A 17,241-nucleotide genomic window follows, 5' to 3' on the forward strand; every position below is an offset into this window, starting at 1 on the left:
AGACGTTCCGTGAATCTGATGGGAAGGCTAAAGCTGAATAGGGTTTGTCAGCAGTCTGACGGCGCCCGGAGGCGCCGTTTTTAAATACTCTCGATAACCGCGCTTAGCGGAACGAACGAGAAGCAACCTGACGGATGTCGTAACGGGTCAGGCCGATGTCGGACAGAGCCTGCGACGACAGGCCGCCGAGCTCGTTCATGGTGCGGCGGTAGCTGATCCAGTTCTTGGCATAGCGAATCGGGTTCATGGGGTGTTTCCTCGAAAAATCTTTTTGCTCGCTGGGTCTGCGGTCTTTTCGCCGCCTCAGCGCTTGCACTCTATATACGTGCATTCATGCCTATTGTGCAGTGCAATCTCGAGATGACTGCCATGCATTTGTGCAATGTGTTGAACAAATAAGCATCAAATCGCGGATAGCGGCTGAAAAACCGGCATCGTCGGGCCTGGGGGCGGGCGCGCGGTTGCGCAGTTCCCATGCAACTCCGAGCCCTTGCTGCGCGTTCTTGGAACATCAGCCGCAACCGCGGACGGGATACCGCCAACGCTCTCCTTCTTCGAGGGCAAAAGGGGCGGTGGCGCGGAGGTCCGGGCCGCCGGCAATGCCAGATGCACAGATGGAGAAAACATGACCGATATTCGCACCAACGGGTTCGACAGCGATGCGCAGCGTCGCGAATACATCAACGAAGCGCAGGATTATGTCGATGACATGCGCGACCAGACCCAGGCGCGGGCAATCCGCGCGGAGATCGCCAGGCTGAGCGATGAGGTGGAAACTTTGCGCCAGCGGCTAGGGCAGAGCCGTGATGCATCGCAGCGCGCAAGCAGGCATCCCTGGATACGGGCCGGTGTGACGCTTGCAACAAGCCTCCTGCTGTCGCGACTGTCCAGCGCGCTGCATCTCGGCGTGATCGGCAAGCTCGCCGCGCCGATCATCGGCGTGCGCATTTCCAGGCTGGTCTGACAGCTTTTCTGCCCACGCGGCCGTCCGTCTCCGGTCTGCCGGGTGGGCAGGCAGTCCGCAGACACAAAAAAACCTCCCGCAAGGGGAGGTTTTTTGTCGCTGACGTCATGTCAGGCGTTTTCCGACATCATGCCGGAACCGTCATCGCAGAGCGGTTCAGCCGGCGATCGCGTCACGGGCAACGCGACGGATGTCCGAGCGGCCGATGCCGAGATCGGTCAGTTCGCGGTCGGTCATGCGGCCGAGTTCGGTGATGGTCTGACGATACTTGCGCCAATTGTTGAAAGAGCGTGTGATTTTCATGATCTTTGTCCTTTGTTTGCAGTCCGCCGGCGACCTCGTCTCGCTGGCTTCAATCTCATGACTGCAATATATGCTGCGCTGCACGCGTTATGAAGAGACAATGCATGGAGGCACCCATGCGCAAATCGCATGGCATCTTGGTTAAACACCCGTTACCTGCCCGTTTATTGATCATTTCGGAGGCAAGCTGCCGAAAGCTCCGGCATGCAGGGCATGGATCGGGCCACGGGGACTGTGACTCGGGCGGGAGGACCGGCGCCGGGGTCATGCATTCACCAGGCTGCCGAAACGCATAACGCCCACCGGGGGAGGAGATCCGGTGAGCGCTATGAAAGGTGGTAGACAACTGGGAGGAGGAGGTGTCGTCTACCGGTCGACATCGTGCTTGGGAGGAGGAGGAGGGCACGACGCCGAACTATGGGGAAGTTTCGAACATCCCGGCTGGGTGTCCGTCGCTCCGTTGCGATCTTTCTAGCCGAAGCCGGCTTCAATGTGCAGCGCAATATAATCATGGAAGGCATGCGCATTACGCATGGCTTCGGCAGCTCCCGGCAAACGGGCCGTCATCGCCATTGTCTTTTCATCTGGCGACGCTAAGACAAGCCTCGGCATTCGGACCGGAAGCACGAGGGGACACAGCTTGTATCGTGGCAGACTGAAGCGGGATTTCGAGCGGTGGAGCGAGCTGGGGTTGATCGAGCCCGCGCGCGCCGAGCGCCTGCTCGAGGAGTATGACAGCCGCGAAAATGCCTTCAGCATCGGCGCCGTCCTGCTGGTGCTGGCCGCCATCTTGTTGTCGGCCTCGCTTCTGTTGCTGATTGCCGCCGGCTGGCAGGACATTCCGCGCAGCGTCAAGATCGGCGGCATTATCCTGCTGATCTGGGTCTTCCATATCGCTGCGGCACTGGCTCGCTGGAAGGGCGCGCGCAGTCTGGAGGCTTCGCTTCTGCTGCTCGGTGCGGCGAGCTTCGGCGGCGGCATCGCGCTTGTCGGGCAACTTTACCAGATCTCCGGCGATGCCGTGGACGCCCTGATGGTCTGGCTTGGCGTGACCTTCGGCTCGGCGGTCCTGATGCGTTCAGGCGCCCTGACCGGGCTTGCCTCTCTTCTTCTATGGGGTCTGTTTCTCACCTATCTCGGCGAGGCCGATTTCGAATGGAGCGGCCGACTGCCGCTGATCGTGCTTGCCATCGCGTTTGCCATGCTGCCGCTGATCTGGTGGACCGGCGCCGACCGGGTGCGCCATATGGTCTACCTGCTGGTTGTCGCCTATCTGGGGTGGCTCTATGCCCTGGACAGCTCGCCCGTGCTGGCGGCCGCCTATCTTGCGGTTGGTCTTGCCGTCTTTAGCCTGCTGAGCCAGCGTCTGATGCCGCTGCCGGGCCCGATCGCGCGCGCCGGTGCGGCGCCCGCCTTTTATGCCCTGCTGATTGCGGTCCTCGGCCTGGCCCTGTTGCACATCGATGTCTATGGGGTCGGCGGTCGGGCCCTGCTTGCCAGCATTGCCGTCGTCACCGTCATCCTGGTGATGACGCTGGCCGGCCGTGACAATGGGGCGGCGCGCTTTCTGGCCTATGGCGTCTTCGTCGTGGAAGTCTTCTATCTGAGCTACGAGACGATCGGCAGCATGCTGGGCTCATCGGGCTTCTTCCTGCTGTCGGGCGTGGTCATGGCAGCGCTTGCCTTTGCGGTCATCCGGCTGGAGCAGATGTTTGCCGCAAGGGCAAAGGCCGGGGAGGACGCGGCATGACGGGTGTGGTCAATCGCGGCAATCTGTTTGCGGCGCTGTGCGGCGCCATCCTGATCTCGGCGGTGATGACTGCCATTCTCGGCGGCCAGATCGGCCGGCGTGCCGCCATCCTCTCGCAGGGCAGCCAGGTCCTGCTGTCGATCCGGCCGGTCGATCCCCGGGATCTGCTGCGCGGCGAATATGTGGCGCTGTCGCCGGATATCGACCGCGTGCCGGCGGACCTGGTGAAGGACAAGCCGTCCGACGCCGGCGGACAGCAGGTTTTGCGCGTGCGGCTGAAGCCGACGGCCGAGGGCGAGACCTGGCAGATCGCCGAGGCCGCCTTCGATCGCCTGGAGCCACAGGACGGCACCGTGGTGATCGAAAGCCTGCCATTCGATCCGCCCAGGGAGACCGCCGGTTCCGCGCGCGACTACCATGTTCGCTACGGCATCGAGCGCTTCTATCTGCCGGAAGGCGAGGGGCCGCGCGTCGAGGCGGCGGCCCGCGCCAAGCCTCTGATGCTCGGCGTGCGCGTCGATGATGCAGGACGCGCGCAGGTCGAGTCCCTGTTCATCGACGGTGAGCCGGTTTACACCGTCGGTTCCGAGTAGCGGCAGCACCGGTCTTCGCCAAACTGCTGTTGGACGGCGGCTTTTGCTGCGCATTTTTCCTTTGCGCCAGCAAAAACGGGTGATATAGAGACGCGCGCTCCGCAGGGGGCATGCGCCTGTTGGCGGCATGCGGTCTGACCGGACGCGGGTATGGCGGAATTGGTAGACGCACTTGGTTTAGGTCCAAGCGCCGCAAGGCGTGGGAGTTCGAGTCTCTCTACCCGCACCAGCGACGCCGCGGGTCGATACGGGTTGGTTCGGTCGAAGTTCGATCGTCCAGTGTCCAAGTCTTCGCCGGCTTAACGCTTGACGATTTGACGAACAGACACGCCCGATCTTTTTTCGGCGACGTGTTCACGGGAAAACCAACGGCTGTCCGGACATGGCCGTCACGACATGAAGGTTAAGAACATGCAGGTTACTGAAACGCTCGCTGAAGGGCTGAAGCGCGAACTGAAGGTCGTTATCCCCGCAAAGGACATGGAAGCTCGGATGAACGAGCGCCTCGCCGATGCCAAGGACAAGGTTCGCATCAATGGCTTCCGTCCGGGCAAGGTTCCGGTCGGCCACCTGAAGAAGATGTACGGCAAGTCGATCATGGCCGAACTGGTCAACGAGATCGTTCGCGACCAGCCGGGCCAGATTCTCTCCGAGCGCGGCGAGAAGTCGGCGACCCAGCCGGAAATCGCCATGACCGAGGACGAGGCGGAGGCCGACAAGATCCTCAACGCCCAGGCCGACTTTGAATTCACCGTCGCCTATGAAGTGATCCCGCCGATCGAGCTGAAGGACGCTTCCGGCATCACGGTCACCCGCGAAGTGGTCGAGGTTTCCGAAGACGAAGTCAACGAGCAGATCGAAAAGGTCGCCGAGAGCGCCCGCACCTACGAGACCAAGAAGGGCAAGGCCGCCGACGGCGACCGCGTCACCATCGACTATCTCGGCAAGGTCGACGGCGAAGCCTTCGACGGCGGCAAGGACGAGGATTCCGAACTGGTCATCGGTTCGAACCGCTTCATCCCGGGCTTCGAAGAGCAGCTGGTCGGCGTCAAGGCCGGCGACGAGAAGGTGATCACCGTTACCTTCCCGGCCGAATATCCGGCGGCAAACCTCGCCGGCAAGGAAGCCACCTTCGACATCACCGTCAAGGACGTTGCAGCTCCCGGCAAGATCGAGCTCAACGATGAGCTGGCCACCACGCTCGGCCTCGAATCGCTCGACAAGCTGAAGGAAGTCGTGCGCAGCCAGATCGAGAGCCAGTATGGCAACGCCACCCGTCAGAAGGTGAAGCGTCAGATCCTCGACCAGCTCGACACCATGTACCAGTTCGAAGCACCGTCGAAGCTCGTCGATGCCGAGTTCGAAAACATCTGGCGCCAGATCAACACCGATCTCGCCCAGTCGGGCAAGACCTTCGAAGACGAAGAGACGACCGAGGAAGAAGCCCGCGACGAATATCGCAAGCTGGCCGAGCGTCGCGTTCGTCTGGGCCTCGTGCTCTCGGAAATCGGTGAGAAGGCCAAGGTCGAAGTATCCGAAGACGAGATGCAGCGTGCGCTCTTCGCCCAGCTGCAGCAGTTCCCGGGTCAGCAGAAGGAAATCCTCGATTACTTCCGCAACACCCCCGGTGCTTCGGCCTCGCTGCGCGCGCCGATCTTTGAAGAGAAGGTCATCGACCATCTGCTGAGCGAAGTCTCCGTCACCGACAAGACCGTGACCAAGGACGAGCTGTTCGCGGACGAAGACGGCGAAGGCGATGCCGACAAGCCGGCCAAGAAGAAGGCTGCGCCGAAGAAGAAGGCTGCCGCCAAGGCTGACGAGACTGCCGACGCCGCCGAAGGCGACGGAAAGGCTGCTCCGAAAAAGAAGGCCGCACCGAAGAAGAAGAAGGCCGACGAAGCCGACGCCGAGTAATCTTCGGATCCCACTGGAATTGAGAGAGGCCGTCCTTCGGGGCGGCCTTTTGCGTTTGGATGCCGCAACGCAGCGGCGTTCGCACCCACGGCCGGATGGCGGTTGCGGCATGCGGGCCGACAGGGTTAGTCTGCGCGCTGTCGCGACCGCAAGGAGCTCAAGGCGTGCAGAGTTCGGATCCCGATACGCTGGCCTTTTATGCACGGCAGGCTGAGGCCTATAGTCGGCGCAAGCGTTTGCCCGCCGAGGCAAGGCTCGAAGGCTTTCTGGCGCGTCTGCCCGATGGCGGCGATATCCTGGAGCTTGGCTGCGGCGCCGGGGCCGACAGCGACGTCATGCGGCAACGCGGATATCGCATCCGGCCGACCGACGGTTCCGCGGAAATGGCGGCCCTGGCCTCGCAGCATCTCGGCATGCCGGTCGCCACCCTGCTGTTCCACGAACTGGACGAGATCGCACGCTTCGACGGCATCTGGGCGAATGCCTGCCTGCTGCATGTGCCGCGCAGCGGATTGCCCGATGTCCTGCAGCGTATTCACCGGGCGCTTCGCCCCGGCGGTGTCTTCTTCGCCAGCTACAAGGAAGGCGCTGGCGAGGGACAGGACGGGCTTGGGCGCTACTACAACTATCCGTCCCGGGACGACCTGCATGCGTTTTACGCCGCGTTCCACTGGCAGGCGGTCGATATTTCCGCTGCCAAGGGATCGGGCTATGACGATCGACCGACCGACTGGCTCTATGTCACGGCCGTCAAGCCCGCCTGACGTCGCCTCACATGGCTTCACATGGCTTCCTTGACGCCCTTGCGGATCAGCCACCAGTTGACCGGATAGGCGGTGACGAAGCCCGCCAGCATGGCGATCTGCATGATGAACCAGAAGCTCGGCTGGTTGACCTCGGCGCGGCTGCCAAAGGCGTCCGGCAATAGCCAGAACTGGAAGATCGCCATGGCCCCGTACATGCCGACCTGCCAGGAGATCAGCGACAGGGCGTCGGCCTTCACCGCTTCGCGGACCCCTTCGCGGAACGACAGGCCGCGCATCGGCACGATGGCGAAATACTGGAAGACGATGCCGAGCACGAAGGCAAACAGGAAATCGAGGATCCAGACGGCAAAGGTCTTGTCGGCAAACAGCCACTGCCAGCCGAAGGCGACCGCGATCCCGGGAAGGGCAAAGGCCAGCCATTCCGCCGCAAGGTCCCCCAGCATGCAGCCGCTGCCGCAATGCAGGGCGCCCTTGGCGACGGCGATCGGAAACGGCGCCTTGCGCTGATTGGCCCTGTGGTGCCGATGCCCGCTTGCGTGTCCCTGCATGCCGGCGTGCGACATTGTCGTGCCGGCGGAGGCGCCGCTCAGCGATGGCCTGGTCTTTGCCCGGCCGTAGAGACAATAGAACACCAGCAGGAATATCGAGCCGAACAGGGCGCAGACCGGCCACACGACATTCATGATCCGCATCGGCTGCGGGCGGCGCGACAGGTCGAGCAGGATGAAGACGGCACAGGCGACTGCGAGCAGCAGGCTGGCGCTGGACAACAGGCGAAACCACAGCGGAAACATGCGCGACAGAGCTCCTTTGGGATGGGTATTATGGAGGGTTTACCAGAGTTCGAACCCGATTGACGCCCTAAAGTTCCGTTTGCGCGGCCCTCGAGCCGGGTGCATGCTGACGACCTGCAGACGACGCGTGCGGTGTTCCCTGAAAGTTGGAGGTCAGGGCATGCCGTGACAGAGCGAACGGGGGGAGACCGGTGGAGCAATCGGATGAGGCAGACACGGTCAGGGCGCTCGGTGACCTGCTGGCGGCGCAGAAGCAGGCCTACCTGCGCGACGGGCCGCCGGATCTGGGCGCCCGGCTGTCGCGGCTGAAGGCCTTGCGCGGCGCAATCATTGCAAGGCGTTCCGCGCTTGAGGATGCCGTCATGGCGGATTTCGGTCATCGCCCGGTCGCCGAGACGGCGCTGATGGAGGTCCTGCCGGCCTGCGAGACGATCCGTTACCTGGTTCGGCACCTGCGCCGTTTCATGGCGCCCCAGCGCCGCCATGTCGGATGGGCGTTCCAGGCGGGGCGGGCCCGGATCGAATACCAGCCGCTCGGCGTGGTCGGCGTCATCGCCCCCTGGAACTATCCGGTATCGCTGGCACTGACGCCGCTGGCCACCGCCATTGCCGCCGGCAACCGCGTGATGCTGAAGCCGTCCGAGTTCACACCGCATACGAGCGCGGCGCTGAAGACCCTGCTGGCGGATGTGTTTGCGCAAGACGAGGTGACCGTCGTCACGGGCGGTTCGGATGTCGCAAAGGCATTCGCGGCCCTCCCCTTCGATCATCTGCTGTTTACCGGCAGCACGCAGGTCGGCCGGTCGATCATGAAGGCCGCCAGCGAAAACCTGGTGCCGGTGACGCTGGAACTCGGCGGCAAGTCGCCGGCAATCATCGAGCCGGGGGCGGTGAACGACCGCACGGTCTCCAGCATCGCCTATGGCAAGCTTGCCAATGCCGGCCAGACCTGTATCGCGCCGGACTATGTTCTGGTGCATGAAGACGACCGCCTGTCCTTCGTCAGACGCTATGGCGAAACCGTCGCAAGGCTCTTTCCCGACGGAAGCGCCAGCCGGGACTATGCGGCAATCATCAATGACCGGCATCATGCGCGGCTGCGCGGACTGCTGGAGGACGCGGAAGACCGGGGGGCGACCGTTACGCGGCTTGGCCCGGCGCTCGACGAGAGCGAAAACGCCGGCCGCAAGCTCGATCCCTATCTCTTGCTCGGGGTGGATGACGGCATGCAGGTCATGCGCGACGAGATCTTCGGGCCATTGTTGCCTGTCGTCACCTACCGCGGAATGGAGGATGCGATCGCCTATGTGAACGGGAGACCGCGTCCGCTCGCCCTGTATTTCTTCGGCGAGGCGCGCGGCGAAGCCTGCCGGCAGGTCCGCGCGCAAACCACCTCCGGCAATCTCGGGATCAACGCCACCCTGCTGCATTTCGCCCAGGAGGACCTGCCCTTCGGCGGCGTCGGGGAAAGCGGCATCGGCGCCTATCACGGCATCGAGGGCTTCCGGCGGCTGAGCCATGCCAAGGGCGTCTATGCCCAGGGGCGCCTCAACCTCGCAAGCCTCGTGCGCCCGCCCTATGGCTGGCTGGCCCGTCTGGTGCTGATGATCAAGCTGCGCTGATCGGCGCGGCTGTGCCGGTCCGGATGGTCACGGCGTCGTCACCGTGCAGTGGAATTCGCTGCCTTCGGGCCATGTCACCATCGCCTCGTCTCCCTTGGTCCAGAAGGAGACGCCGAAATCGGCGACGTAGCGGGCGCCCGAGGCGCTCGGTGCCAGCAGGCCGATCTTCTGGCTGTCGCCGCGCTCCAGCCGCACGGCCGGCGGTTCGGTGGCGATGAAGGTGGCGACGATCTCGGTATTGTCGTCGCAGCGGAAGAACACCGGGTCGCCACCCTTGACCAGGAAATAGCGGGCCTGCAGCTCGGCGATCCGGGTGTCATAGCTGTCATTGGTGCATTTGAGCGTGTCGTCGGCCTTCCAGCAGTCGTTGCGCCCGCCGATCCAGCCGCGCTGGTAGGTTTTCAGGTCTCGGGTCGCCTGCTTTTCGTCGGCCAGTCCCTTCAGCGCGGCAAGTGCCTGCGCATAGACCTCCGCAAGCTTCCGATCCTTCTCCGCCAGCGCCGCATTGCCGCAGATCAGGACCTCGATCGCATGGCCGTCCCTAGCGCAGGGGAATGTCGGTTTGGCAGCCTTGGCCGGCAGGGGCTGAAGAAGGCTCACGAGGCCAGCCAGCATGGCGACGGCAAAGAGACCTGCAAGGCCAGCAAGGGGTGACGAATTTCGCATGGCGACCATGCCGGCTGCTCCCGAGATCAGGCGCCGCCGTGTTTCGGGCGATGGAACGCCGGCCCCATTAGGCGGCGATCCGCGCGTCGTGACAAGCAGATTTTGCCGTAAGGCCGCAGGCTGCCGTTCACGCCGCCGGAGCGGGCGGCGCGGTCTTTCGCTCGACGGCCAGCAGCGCCACGATGCCGACGCCCGCGAGAGCGGCTCCGAGCCAGAGCGTGCCGCCATAGCCGAAGAAATGCGTGCCGGCGGCAAAGGCCAATGCCGTCAGGCCGTTGCCGATGAAGTTGTTGATCGGGAAGAGCGAGGTGCCGAGCCCGGGGCGGCCGGGAAACAGATCCTGGAAATAGCTGAGCGGCATGGAGAGCAGGGCCGCTGCCGCGGCACCACCAAGTGCCGTCAGTCCATAGATCTGCCAGGCGGCGGTGGCCATGGAGATCGCCAGCATCTGGGCCATGTAGAGCAGGGCCGCCGCAATGATGATCGGCACGATGCCGATGCGCCTGAGGGCGGATGCCCACAGCAGCATGAAGGGGATCTCGACCAGCGCCACGATGCCGGCGATCAGGCCGACATTGGCTGTGGTGCCGCCAAGCTCCAGCGTCAGGATCAGCGGCCAGGTATTGGCGGTCAGCCGGATGGTGGCGGTGATCGCCGAGATCGACAGCAGCCGCACCAGCATCGCAGGTGTCGCCAGCGCCTTCAGGCCGGCGACGAAGCCCGGACGGTCCGCGTCGTGGCCGCGCGGTCCATCCGGTGCCCGAAGCAGGAAAGCGGCGGCCAGTGCGACGAGCAGGCAGGCCAGTCCGGCAAGGCCCCAGGCACCCAGCATGCAGCCGGCGCCGGCCAGCAGCAGGCCGATGGCGCCGGGCATCAGCACCCAGGCCGCCGACAGTGCCGTGCGGATCGTCGCATTGACTTGCGCCGCCTCGCGGGGCGACAGGCTGGCGGTCTCCAGCCGCGTCGTCGAAAACACGGTCGCGAGGACCGCCTGGAAAAACGGTATCAGCAGGACCGTTGCGCCGACAAAGACCGGAATGCGCGGGAAGAGGAAGATCGAGCCGAACCCCAGGGCACCGACCAGGGCGAGGATGGCCGTCATCGGCCGCCTGTCATGCATGCGATCGGAAAGGATGCCGATAACGACGCTGATCGTCACCGCAGTGATCGCACTGGCAAAGATGATGAGGGAGAAATTGCGGTTCGAGATATGCAGTTCGCCGATCGCGGTGACCGAGAGATAGGGCAGGGTGGCAGCACCCGCGGTGCCGACGAGAAACACCATGAGGCTGAGGGCCGTCAGCTGACGGCTCCGCAGAATATAGCCGAGGGAGGAGAACATCGCGGTCCCGGGAGAGCAGACATGCGCCGGCCAGGAAAGCCGGCGAAGGAACGTCTGCTATACCACGATTCGCGGTGCGGCGGCTCGAGCAGCGATGCTGCAGGGTTGATCCTGCCGCCGCCGGGTTCTGCAGAGGCGGCAGGACGCGAGGTTCAGCGCCAGCCGAGCGCCGGCGCCACATGCTTCAGGATTGCCTCGATCACATGGGCGTTGTAGTCGACGCCCAGCTGGTTCGGCACCGTCAGCAGCAGCGTGTCCGCCTCGGCGATCGCCTCGTCCTTCCTCAGTTCCTCGATCAGCGCATCCGGCTCTGCGGCATAGGACCGGCCGAAGATCGCCCGGGTACTCTCGTCGATATAGCCGACCGAATCCTGTTCCTTGCCGCCGCGGCCGAAATAGGCGCGGTCCATGTCGTTGACGAGCGCGAAGATCGAACGCGAAACCGACACCCGCGGGGTGCGGCTATGGCTGGCGGCCGCCCAGGCGTCGCGGTAGACACGAATCTGCTTGGCCTGCTGGACATGGAAGGGCTCGCCGGTTTCGTCGTCCTTCAGCGTCGAGGATTGCAGGTTCATGCCCTGCTCGGCGGCCCATATGGCGGTGGCATTGGAGCCCGAGCCCCACCAGATGCGGTCACGCAGCCCCTCCGAATAGGGTTCCAGCGGCAAGAGGCCGGGTGGGTTGGGGAACATCGGACGCGGGTTCGGCTTGGCAAAACCCTTGCCCTGGATGACGTCGAGAAAGACCTCGGCATGGCGCCTGCCCATGTCGGCATCGCTCTGGCCTTCCTCGGGCTGATACCCGAAATAGCGCCATCCCTCGATCACCTGTTCCGGCGAGCCGCGGGAAATGCCGAGCTGCAGCCGGCCCCTGGAAATCAGGTCGGCAGCGCCGGCATCTTCCGCCATGTAGAGCGGGTTCTCGTAGCGCATGTCGATGACGCCGGTGCCGATCTCGATCTTCGAGGTGCGGGCGCCGACGGCGGCCAGCAGCGGAAAGGGCGAGGCAAGCTGTCGGGCGAAATGGTGGACACGGAAATAGGCGCCGTCGGCGCCGAGTTCTTCGGCAGCAACCGCGAGATCGATCGACTGCAGCAGGGTGTCGCCGGCCGAACGGGTCTGCGACTGCGGCGACGGGGTCCAGTGTCCGAACGAGAGAAAACCGATGTTCTTCATGGTCATGCCTCAAAGTCTTGAATCAGATCTTGATCCCTAGATGGCATGTCGGCCCGCCCGGTTACAGTCGTGCCCTGCTGCACGCACTGTTTCCGGATCCGTACACGCGCCGCCGGTCAGGCCGTTCTGGCGAGTTGCCGCATGCCGGCAAGCGACAGGCTCGCCAGCACGACGATCGCGGCGCCATAGATATAGGTGACCAGGGCAAGCCCGATATGCGGGGCGGCAAGGCCGGCGGCGATCGCCGGCAGCGAGAAGGCCAGATAGCTTTCGACGAAGAAGGTCGACAGTAGGGCAGCGCGGTCGTTCTGGTCGGCGAGCGGCAGGACGATGCGCAGGATGGCGCCGAAATTGCCGCCGAAGCCGAAGCCGGCAATCACCGTTCCGGCAAACATCAGGCCGACCTGATGCTCCGCGACGGCTGTCAGGGTCGTCGCAACCCCGAGAATCAGCGCCAGCGAGCCACCAGCCAGAACCCGCGTCGGGCGTGTGCCGCGGGTGGCAAGACCGGTGATCAGGGCCGACAGCATCAGCGCCGACACGACGCCGCCGCCGACAAAGACGCTCTTGTTGCCGGTCGCCGCACTGACGAGGCTCGGCATCAGCGACAGATAGAAGCCGCCAAGCGCCCAGCCGGCGATATTGACCGGCGTCACCCGCATCAGCGTGGCGAAGACCGAGGCCGGGACGGCGATGCGCGGCTTCAGCGACGCAAGGGCGCCGGCCTTTCGCGTGATGGTTTCGGGAATGGCGACAAGGGCAAGGGCCTCAAGCGTAATGACGGCAAGCAGCACGCCATAGACCAGATGCATCGGATAGGGCGCATAGGTGACGAGCACGGCAGACAGCAGCGTGCCGATCATCAGGCCGAGAAAAGCGCCGGTGCTGTTGAGCACCGGTCCGCGCTTGGGATCGGCGTCGAGAATCTGGGCGCCAAGCGCGGGAATGGCGATGCCGGTGCCGAGACCCTGCAGGAAGCGGGCAAGGATCAGCATGTCTGCACCATCGGCGAGAAGAAAGGCGGCAAGCGCCGCGACATTGATCGCCAGGCTCGCGACGATCACCGGCTTGCGGCCGAGATAGTCCGACAGGCTGCCGAAGAACAGAAGGCCGAGCAGCAGGCTGACCACGTAAGCGGCGAAGATCACCGTCAGTGTCAGCGCCGAGAAGCCGAAGGCCTGCTGGTAGAGATGGTAGAGCGGCGTCGGCGCGCCGCTGACGGTGTAGAAGGTGACCGTTGTGGCAAAGCCGAACGGGGCGACGCGCGCGAGCGCGGCGGATCGCAGATCAGGATGGGAGGCGGACATGAATCGGATCCTTAAAGCAAAGAATTTGCGTTAAGTACATAGGCCTGTTTTGTCTTAATGCAACATATTTGCGTTTATGTCTTTCAAATAATCAGGCCATGGGCCACATAGGGGGTAACAACAGACAAAGGACATGGCGATGGCCAAGGTGATGATCCGTCAGGGCGGGCGCAGTGCCCGCATCCAGGAAGCCGTGCACAAGGCGGTTCGTGAACTGCTGGGCGAGATCGACCGCACCGAGATCAGTGTGCCGATGCTGGCCGAGCGGGCCGGCGTCACGCCGTCGACAATTTACCGCCGCTGGGGCGACCTGTCCGAAGTGCTGGCCGACGTCGCCTCGGAACGGATGCGCCCGCAGACGGAGCCTGCCGATACCGGCTCGGCGCTTGGCGATGTGGAGGCCTGGGCCCGGCAATATGCCGAGGAGATGGCGACGCCGGTGGGGCGCCAGATGTACGCCGATCTCTTCACCCGCTCGGGTGAAAGCGCCTATTCGTGCCGCTGCTGCGAATATACCCGCCAGCAGCTGGAGATCCTGCAGGCGCGTGCCCTGGCGCGGGGCGAGGCGGGGTTTGACATCGGCGAGGTCGAAGACCGTGTTCTCGCCCCGATCGTCTATCACCTGCTGATGGGCGACCGCGACGTCACGCCGGATTATTGCACCGACCTGGTCGGCGCCGTCACCTCGCTGCCGCGACCATAGGCCGGTGCCGGTTCAGGCGAGATCCAGCAGCAGGGCGCAGTGGTCGGACACTTCCGGCGTCGCCACCACCTCGAAGCGCTGCACGTCGACAGCGTCATTGACCAGCATGTAGTCGGCAAAACGGCCGGCCTTCGTGTAGTAGCCGGTGCGCGTACCGGAAAAGCCGCCTGTGGTCACCAGATCGCGCAGCCCGAGGGAGGCGAGCACGCCGAATGTGTCGCTCTCCGGCAGCAGGTTGAAATCGCCGCAGACGACCAGCCGATCGCCGTCCTGACAAAGCGCCTCGATGAGCGCCTTCAGCTTGATCGCCTGCGCCTGTCGTGCCGGCGTGTCGTGCTTGCCCTGCGGATCGCGCAGCCCATGCAGGTGGACGACGCTGACATGGACGTCTGTCTCGTGGGCGTAGATGCGCAGACCATGGGCATTGCGGGACCGCGGATGGTCACCGAAGCCGTCGGCCGAATAGCTGCCGTGGATGAAATCGAGCACGCTGCCGACCACCGGGATCGTGTCGCGCACGAATGTCGCAAGGCCGAAGAATTGCGGGCAGGGCGTGTCACCATCCAGCAGTTCGCCGCGGGCCGTCGGATAGAAACCGCCACGGTGGTCCGGCAAAACGGTGGCAATCTCGTCATAAAGTCTCGCGCGCTGCTGCAATTCGACCGTGCCGTCGCGATAGGTCAGCCACTCGGTCTCTGCCGCCGGTGCCTGCGCCACTTCCTGCAGGCAGTAGATGTCGGCATCGACCCGGCGCAGATAATCGAGCAACGGCGCATGCAGCATGCCGCCCCAGACGTTGAGGGATAGAATTCGCATCACGCCCCCTGGCGTTTCCGGCAGACCTGAGACGGGCCTGCCGGTTTGCGGTGAGACTACTCCGCCGCCTTTTCCTCTTCCAGTTCGCCCATCCGGTTCCACGCGTCGAGACCGGCGATCTTGTAGGCCTCGGCAAGCGTCGGGAAGTTGAACGTGTTCTCGACGAAATACTCGACCGTGCCTTTGAGGTTCAGCACCGCCTGGCCGATATGCACCAGTTCGGTCGCGCCCTCGCCGACGATATGAACGCCGAGCAGCCGATGGGTCTTCAGCGAGAAGATCATCTTCAGCATGCCGGTGTCGAGGCCCATGATATGGCCGCGCGAGGTCTCGCGGAAATGCGCGATGCCGCATTCATAGGGAATGCCGCGCTGGGTCACTTCCTCTTCCGACATGCCGCAGGTGGAGATTTCCGGCACGGCATAGATGCCATAGGGGAAATACTGCGGCGGTTCGCGGGCCGGTGCGTTGACCGCGTGGCGGGCGGCGATCCGGCCCTGTTCCATCGAGGTCGAGGCCAGCGCCGGGAAGCCGACGATGTCGCCTGCGGCATAGATGCCGGGGATATCGGTCTGGAAGGTTTCCGGATCGACCTTGATGCGTCCACGCTTGTCCGGCACGAGGCCGATGGCCTCCAGATTGAGGGTCTCCGTGGCGCCGGAGCGGCCGGCGGCATAGAGCACCATTTCCGCGTTCAGCACCCGGCCATTGGCGAGCGTCACCCGGCATTTGCCGCTGACCTCCTTCTCGATGCTGTCGATCGTCTGGCCGAAGATCAGCTTCATGTTGCGGTCGCGCAATTGATAGGAGAAGTCGTCGACGATCTCCTTGTCGATGAAGTCGAGCATGGTGTCGCGGCCCTCGACCACGGTCACCGTGGTGTCGAGCGCGGAAAAGATCGTGGCATATTCGATGCCGATGACCCCGGCGCCGATGACGACCATCGAGCGCGGCAGCTTCTTGATTTCCAGCAGTTCGTCGCTGTCGATGATCGATTCGCCGTCGAAGGGGATGTTGTCGGGGCGGTAGGGCTTGGTGCCGACAGCCAGCAGGATCGACCCGCCCTTGGCGTGCAGCACCTCGCCGTCATCCTTCTCGATCTCGATGGTCTTGGCATCGACGAATTTGGCGCTGCCGCGGATCTGATGCACGCGGTTGCGTGAAAACTGGTGCTCCAGCACGTCGACTTCGTGGTCGAGCGTGATCAACAGGCGGCGACGCAGATCGTCGATCGAGATTTCCTGCTTGACCCGGTAGCCGCGGCCGTAGAAGCCGCGCTCGCGCCAGCCGGTCAGGTTGAGCGCGGTCTCGCGCAGGGTCTTGGATGGGATCGTGCCGGTATGGACGGAGACGCCGCCCACCCGCCGGCCGCGTTCGACCACGAGCACCTGCTTGTCGAGCTTTGCCGCCTGGATCGCTGCGCGCCGACCTGCGGGTCCGCTGCCGATCACGATCAAATCATACTGGTTCATAGTCTGTCCCGTTTGCATGGGGTGAGTGAATGCCGCGCCGTGGCCGCTCGTCCGGCGCCAGAATAGCGCCTCAGTCTAACTGTTTCGTTATCGCACTGCGGCAAGACATGAGAAAGGCGATGACGGCAAGAATTGCTGCACCGCCGGCCGCGCGCCGCGGCGGCCCCGGAGCGCGGGAGAGGCCTCCGCGGAAAACCGCTGGACGTCCCTCGATATCCCGATATATGCCGGAGAGGCGAGGGCATGAAAGGGAACTGAGACACGATGGCAATTCCTTATATGCTTCTAACCGGAGCCAGCCGCGGCATAGGCCATGCGACGGTCAAGCTGTTTCAGGCGCATGGCTGGCGCATCCTGACCGTCTCCCGCCAGCCGTTTTCCGAGGAATGCCGCTGGCCGACGGCCCGGGAAAGCCATATCCAGGCCGATCTCGGCGATCTCTCCAGCATTGACGACCTGGCCGAAGAGGTCCGCTCGCGCCTGCCGGACGGCAAGCTTGCAGCCTTGGTCAACAATGCCGGCATCTCGCCCAAGGGCTCCGACGGCGCCCGGCTCGGGGTCAGGGAGACGGATGCTGCCACCTGGACGCATGTGCTTAATGTCAATCTGGTGTCCATTGCGCTGCTGGCGCGAGCGCTGATGCCGCAATTGCAGGCGGCCAAGGGCTCGATCGTCAACGTCACCTCGATTGCCGGTTCGCGCGTCCACCCCTTCGCCGGCGTTGCCTATGCCGCCTCCAAGGCCGGGCTCGCGTCGCTGACCCGCGAACTCGCCCATGAATTCGGCCCTCTCGGCATCCGCTCCAACGCCATCGCGCCGGGGGAGATCGACACCGCGATCCTGTCGCCGGGAACAGATGATCTGGTCGCGGCCGAGGTTCCGCTCGGCCGGCTTGGAACGACGCAGGAGGTGGCCGAGACCATCTTCTTCCTCTGCTCCGGCCCGTCCTCGTACATCAACGGCGCCCAGATCCACATCAATGGCGGCCAGCATGTCTGAGCCGGGCCATGTCCTCGGCCGCGCGGCCGCCTGAATCCGTTTCCATTTCCCGCC

General features: G+C 64.1%; 17 protein-coding genes and 1 tRNA gene. 9 read left to right on the forward strand and 9 right to left on the reverse strand.

The window, feature by feature from the left end; genetic code table 11:
* Positions 1-103: 103 nt before the first annotated feature.
* Entirely contained in the window at positions 104-247 is a 144-nt protein-coding gene (locus tag J2Z17_RS06485; protein WP_209943324.1) for a DUF1127 domain-containing protein, read from the reverse strand.
* Between the two features lie 378 nt (positions 248-625).
* Here J2Z17_RS06485 and J2Z17_RS06490 point away from each other — a divergent pair, with 378 nt between their 5' ends.
* On the forward strand, positions 626-964 hold the full coding sequence (locus J2Z17_RS06490; RefSeq protein ID WP_209943325.1) for a hypothetical protein: 339 nt from the start codon (positions 626-628) through the stop codon (positions 962-964).
* A 156-nt stretch (positions 965-1,120) separates the two neighbouring features.
* Here J2Z17_RS06490 and J2Z17_RS06495 read toward each other — a convergent pair whose 3' ends face one another.
* Complete coding sequence (locus tag J2Z17_RS06495) at positions 1,121-1,267, reverse strand: DUF1127 domain-containing protein (RefSeq protein WP_209943326.1); 147 nt, start codon at positions 1,265-1,267, stop codon at positions 1,121-1,123.
* Between the two features lie 640 nt (positions 1,268-1,907).
* Here J2Z17_RS06495 and J2Z17_RS06500 point away from each other — a divergent pair.
* The 5 genes from J2Z17_RS06500 (at position 1,908) to J2Z17_RS06520 (ending at position 6,288) form a co-directional block, all read left to right on the forward strand.
* Positions 1,908-3,017 carry a DUF2157 domain-containing protein gene (locus J2Z17_RS06500; RefSeq protein WP_209943327.1) on the forward strand — a complete coding sequence of 370 codons (1,110 nt, stop codon included), beginning with the start codon at positions 1,908-1,910 and terminating at the stop codon, positions 3,015-3,017.
* The gene (locus tag J2Z17_RS06505) at positions 3,014-3,610 is read left to right on the forward strand and encodes a GDYXXLXY domain-containing protein (protein ID WP_209943328.1); all 597 of its coding nucleotides are present in this window, start codon (positions 3,014-3,016) and stop codon (positions 3,608-3,610) included. Before J2Z17_RS06500 ends, J2Z17_RS06505 begins: the two co-directional genes overlap by 4 nt.
* A 144-nt stretch (positions 3,611-3,754) precedes the next feature.
* Positions 3,755-3,839 (forward strand) — tRNA-Leu (locus J2Z17_RS06510).
* A gap of 182 nt (positions 3,840-4,021) precedes the next feature.
* Positions 4,022-5,524: a trigger factor gene (tig, locus tag J2Z17_RS06515; RefSeq protein WP_209943329.1), complete on the forward strand. Its 1,503-nt coding sequence runs from the start codon at positions 4,022-4,024 to the stop codon at positions 5,522-5,524.
* A 164-nt stretch (positions 5,525-5,688) separates the two neighbouring features.
* Positions 5,689-6,288 carry a class I SAM-dependent methyltransferase gene (locus J2Z17_RS06520; RefSeq protein ID WP_209943330.1) on the forward strand — a complete coding sequence of 200 codons (600 nt, stop codon included), beginning with the start codon at positions 5,689-5,691 and terminating at the stop codon, positions 6,286-6,288.
* Positions 6,289-6,305: 17 nt separating this feature from the next.
* Here the strand turns inward: J2Z17_RS06520 and J2Z17_RS06525 are convergent, their stop codons facing one another.
* Complete coding sequence (locus J2Z17_RS06525) at positions 6,306-7,085, reverse strand: DUF4396 domain-containing protein (RefSeq protein WP_209943332.1); 780 nt, start codon at positions 7,083-7,085, stop codon at positions 6,306-6,308.
* 191 nt (positions 7,086-7,276) lie between these two features.
* Here J2Z17_RS06525 and J2Z17_RS06530 point away from each other — a divergent pair, with 191 nt between their 5' ends.
* Entirely contained in the window at positions 7,277-8,707 is a 1,431-nt protein-coding gene (locus tag J2Z17_RS06530) for a coniferyl aldehyde dehydrogenase (protein WP_209943336.1), read from the forward strand.
* Between the two features lie 27 nt (positions 8,708-8,734).
* Here J2Z17_RS06530 and J2Z17_RS06535 read toward each other — a convergent pair whose 3' ends face one another.
* The 4 genes from J2Z17_RS06535 to J2Z17_RS06550 form a co-directional block, all read right to left on the reverse strand.
* Positions 8,735-9,382 carry an MliC family protein gene (locus J2Z17_RS06535; RefSeq protein ID WP_209943338.1) on the reverse strand — a complete coding sequence of 216 codons (648 nt, stop codon included), beginning with the start codon at positions 9,380-9,382 and terminating at the stop codon, positions 8,735-8,737.
* A 118-nt stretch (positions 9,383-9,500) separates the two neighbouring features.
* A complete protein-coding gene (locus tag J2Z17_RS06540) occupies positions 9,501-10,715 on the reverse strand; it encodes an MFS transporter (RefSeq protein ID WP_209943341.1) in 1,215 nt (404 codons plus the stop codon).
* A 152-nt stretch (positions 10,716-10,867) separates the two neighbouring features.
* A complete protein-coding gene (locus J2Z17_RS06545; RefSeq protein ID WP_209943757.1) occupies positions 10,868-11,890 on the reverse strand; it encodes an LLM class flavin-dependent oxidoreductase in 1,023 nt (340 codons plus the stop codon).
* 116 nt (positions 11,891-12,006) lie between these two features.
* Entirely contained in the window at positions 12,007-13,197 is a 1,191-nt protein-coding gene (locus tag J2Z17_RS06550) for an MFS transporter (RefSeq protein WP_209943343.1), read from the reverse strand.
* A 139-nt stretch (positions 13,198-13,336) separates the two neighbouring features.
* Between J2Z17_RS06550 and J2Z17_RS06555 the strand changes: the two genes are divergently transcribed.
* Positions 13,337-13,900 carry a TetR/AcrR family transcriptional regulator gene (locus J2Z17_RS06555; RefSeq protein ID WP_377300216.1) on the forward strand — a complete coding sequence of 188 codons (564 nt, stop codon included), beginning with the start codon at positions 13,337-13,339 and terminating at the stop codon, positions 13,898-13,900.
* Between the two features lie 12 nt (positions 13,901-13,912).
* On the opposite strand, the gene J2Z17_RS06560 is transcribed toward J2Z17_RS06555, so the two are convergent.
* Both J2Z17_RS06560 and sthA read right to left on the reverse strand, forming a co-directional pair.
* Positions 13,913-14,716: an endonuclease/exonuclease/phosphatase family protein gene (locus J2Z17_RS06560; RefSeq protein ID WP_209943347.1), complete on the reverse strand. Its 804-nt coding sequence runs from the start codon at positions 14,714-14,716 to the stop codon at positions 13,913-13,915.
* Positions 14,717-14,772: 56 nt separating this feature from the next.
* Entirely contained in the window at positions 14,773-16,188 is a 1,416-nt protein-coding gene (gene sthA, locus J2Z17_RS06565) for a Si-specific NAD(P)(+) transhydrogenase (protein WP_209943349.1), read from the reverse strand.
* Between the two features lie 264 nt (positions 16,189-16,452).
* Between sthA and J2Z17_RS06570 the strand changes: the two genes are divergently transcribed.
* The gene (locus J2Z17_RS06570; protein WP_209943351.1) at positions 16,453-17,187 is read left to right on the forward strand and encodes an SDR family NAD(P)-dependent oxidoreductase; all 735 of its coding nucleotides are present in this window, start codon (positions 16,453-16,455) and stop codon (positions 17,185-17,187) included.
* Positions 17,188-17,241: the final 54 nt, after the last annotated feature.

It is taken from the genome of Heterorhizobium halophytocola, from assembly GCF_017873095.1.
GTDB lineage: Bacteria > Pseudomonadota > Alphaproteobacteria > Rhizobiales > Rhizobiaceae > Allorhizobium > Allorhizobium halophytocola.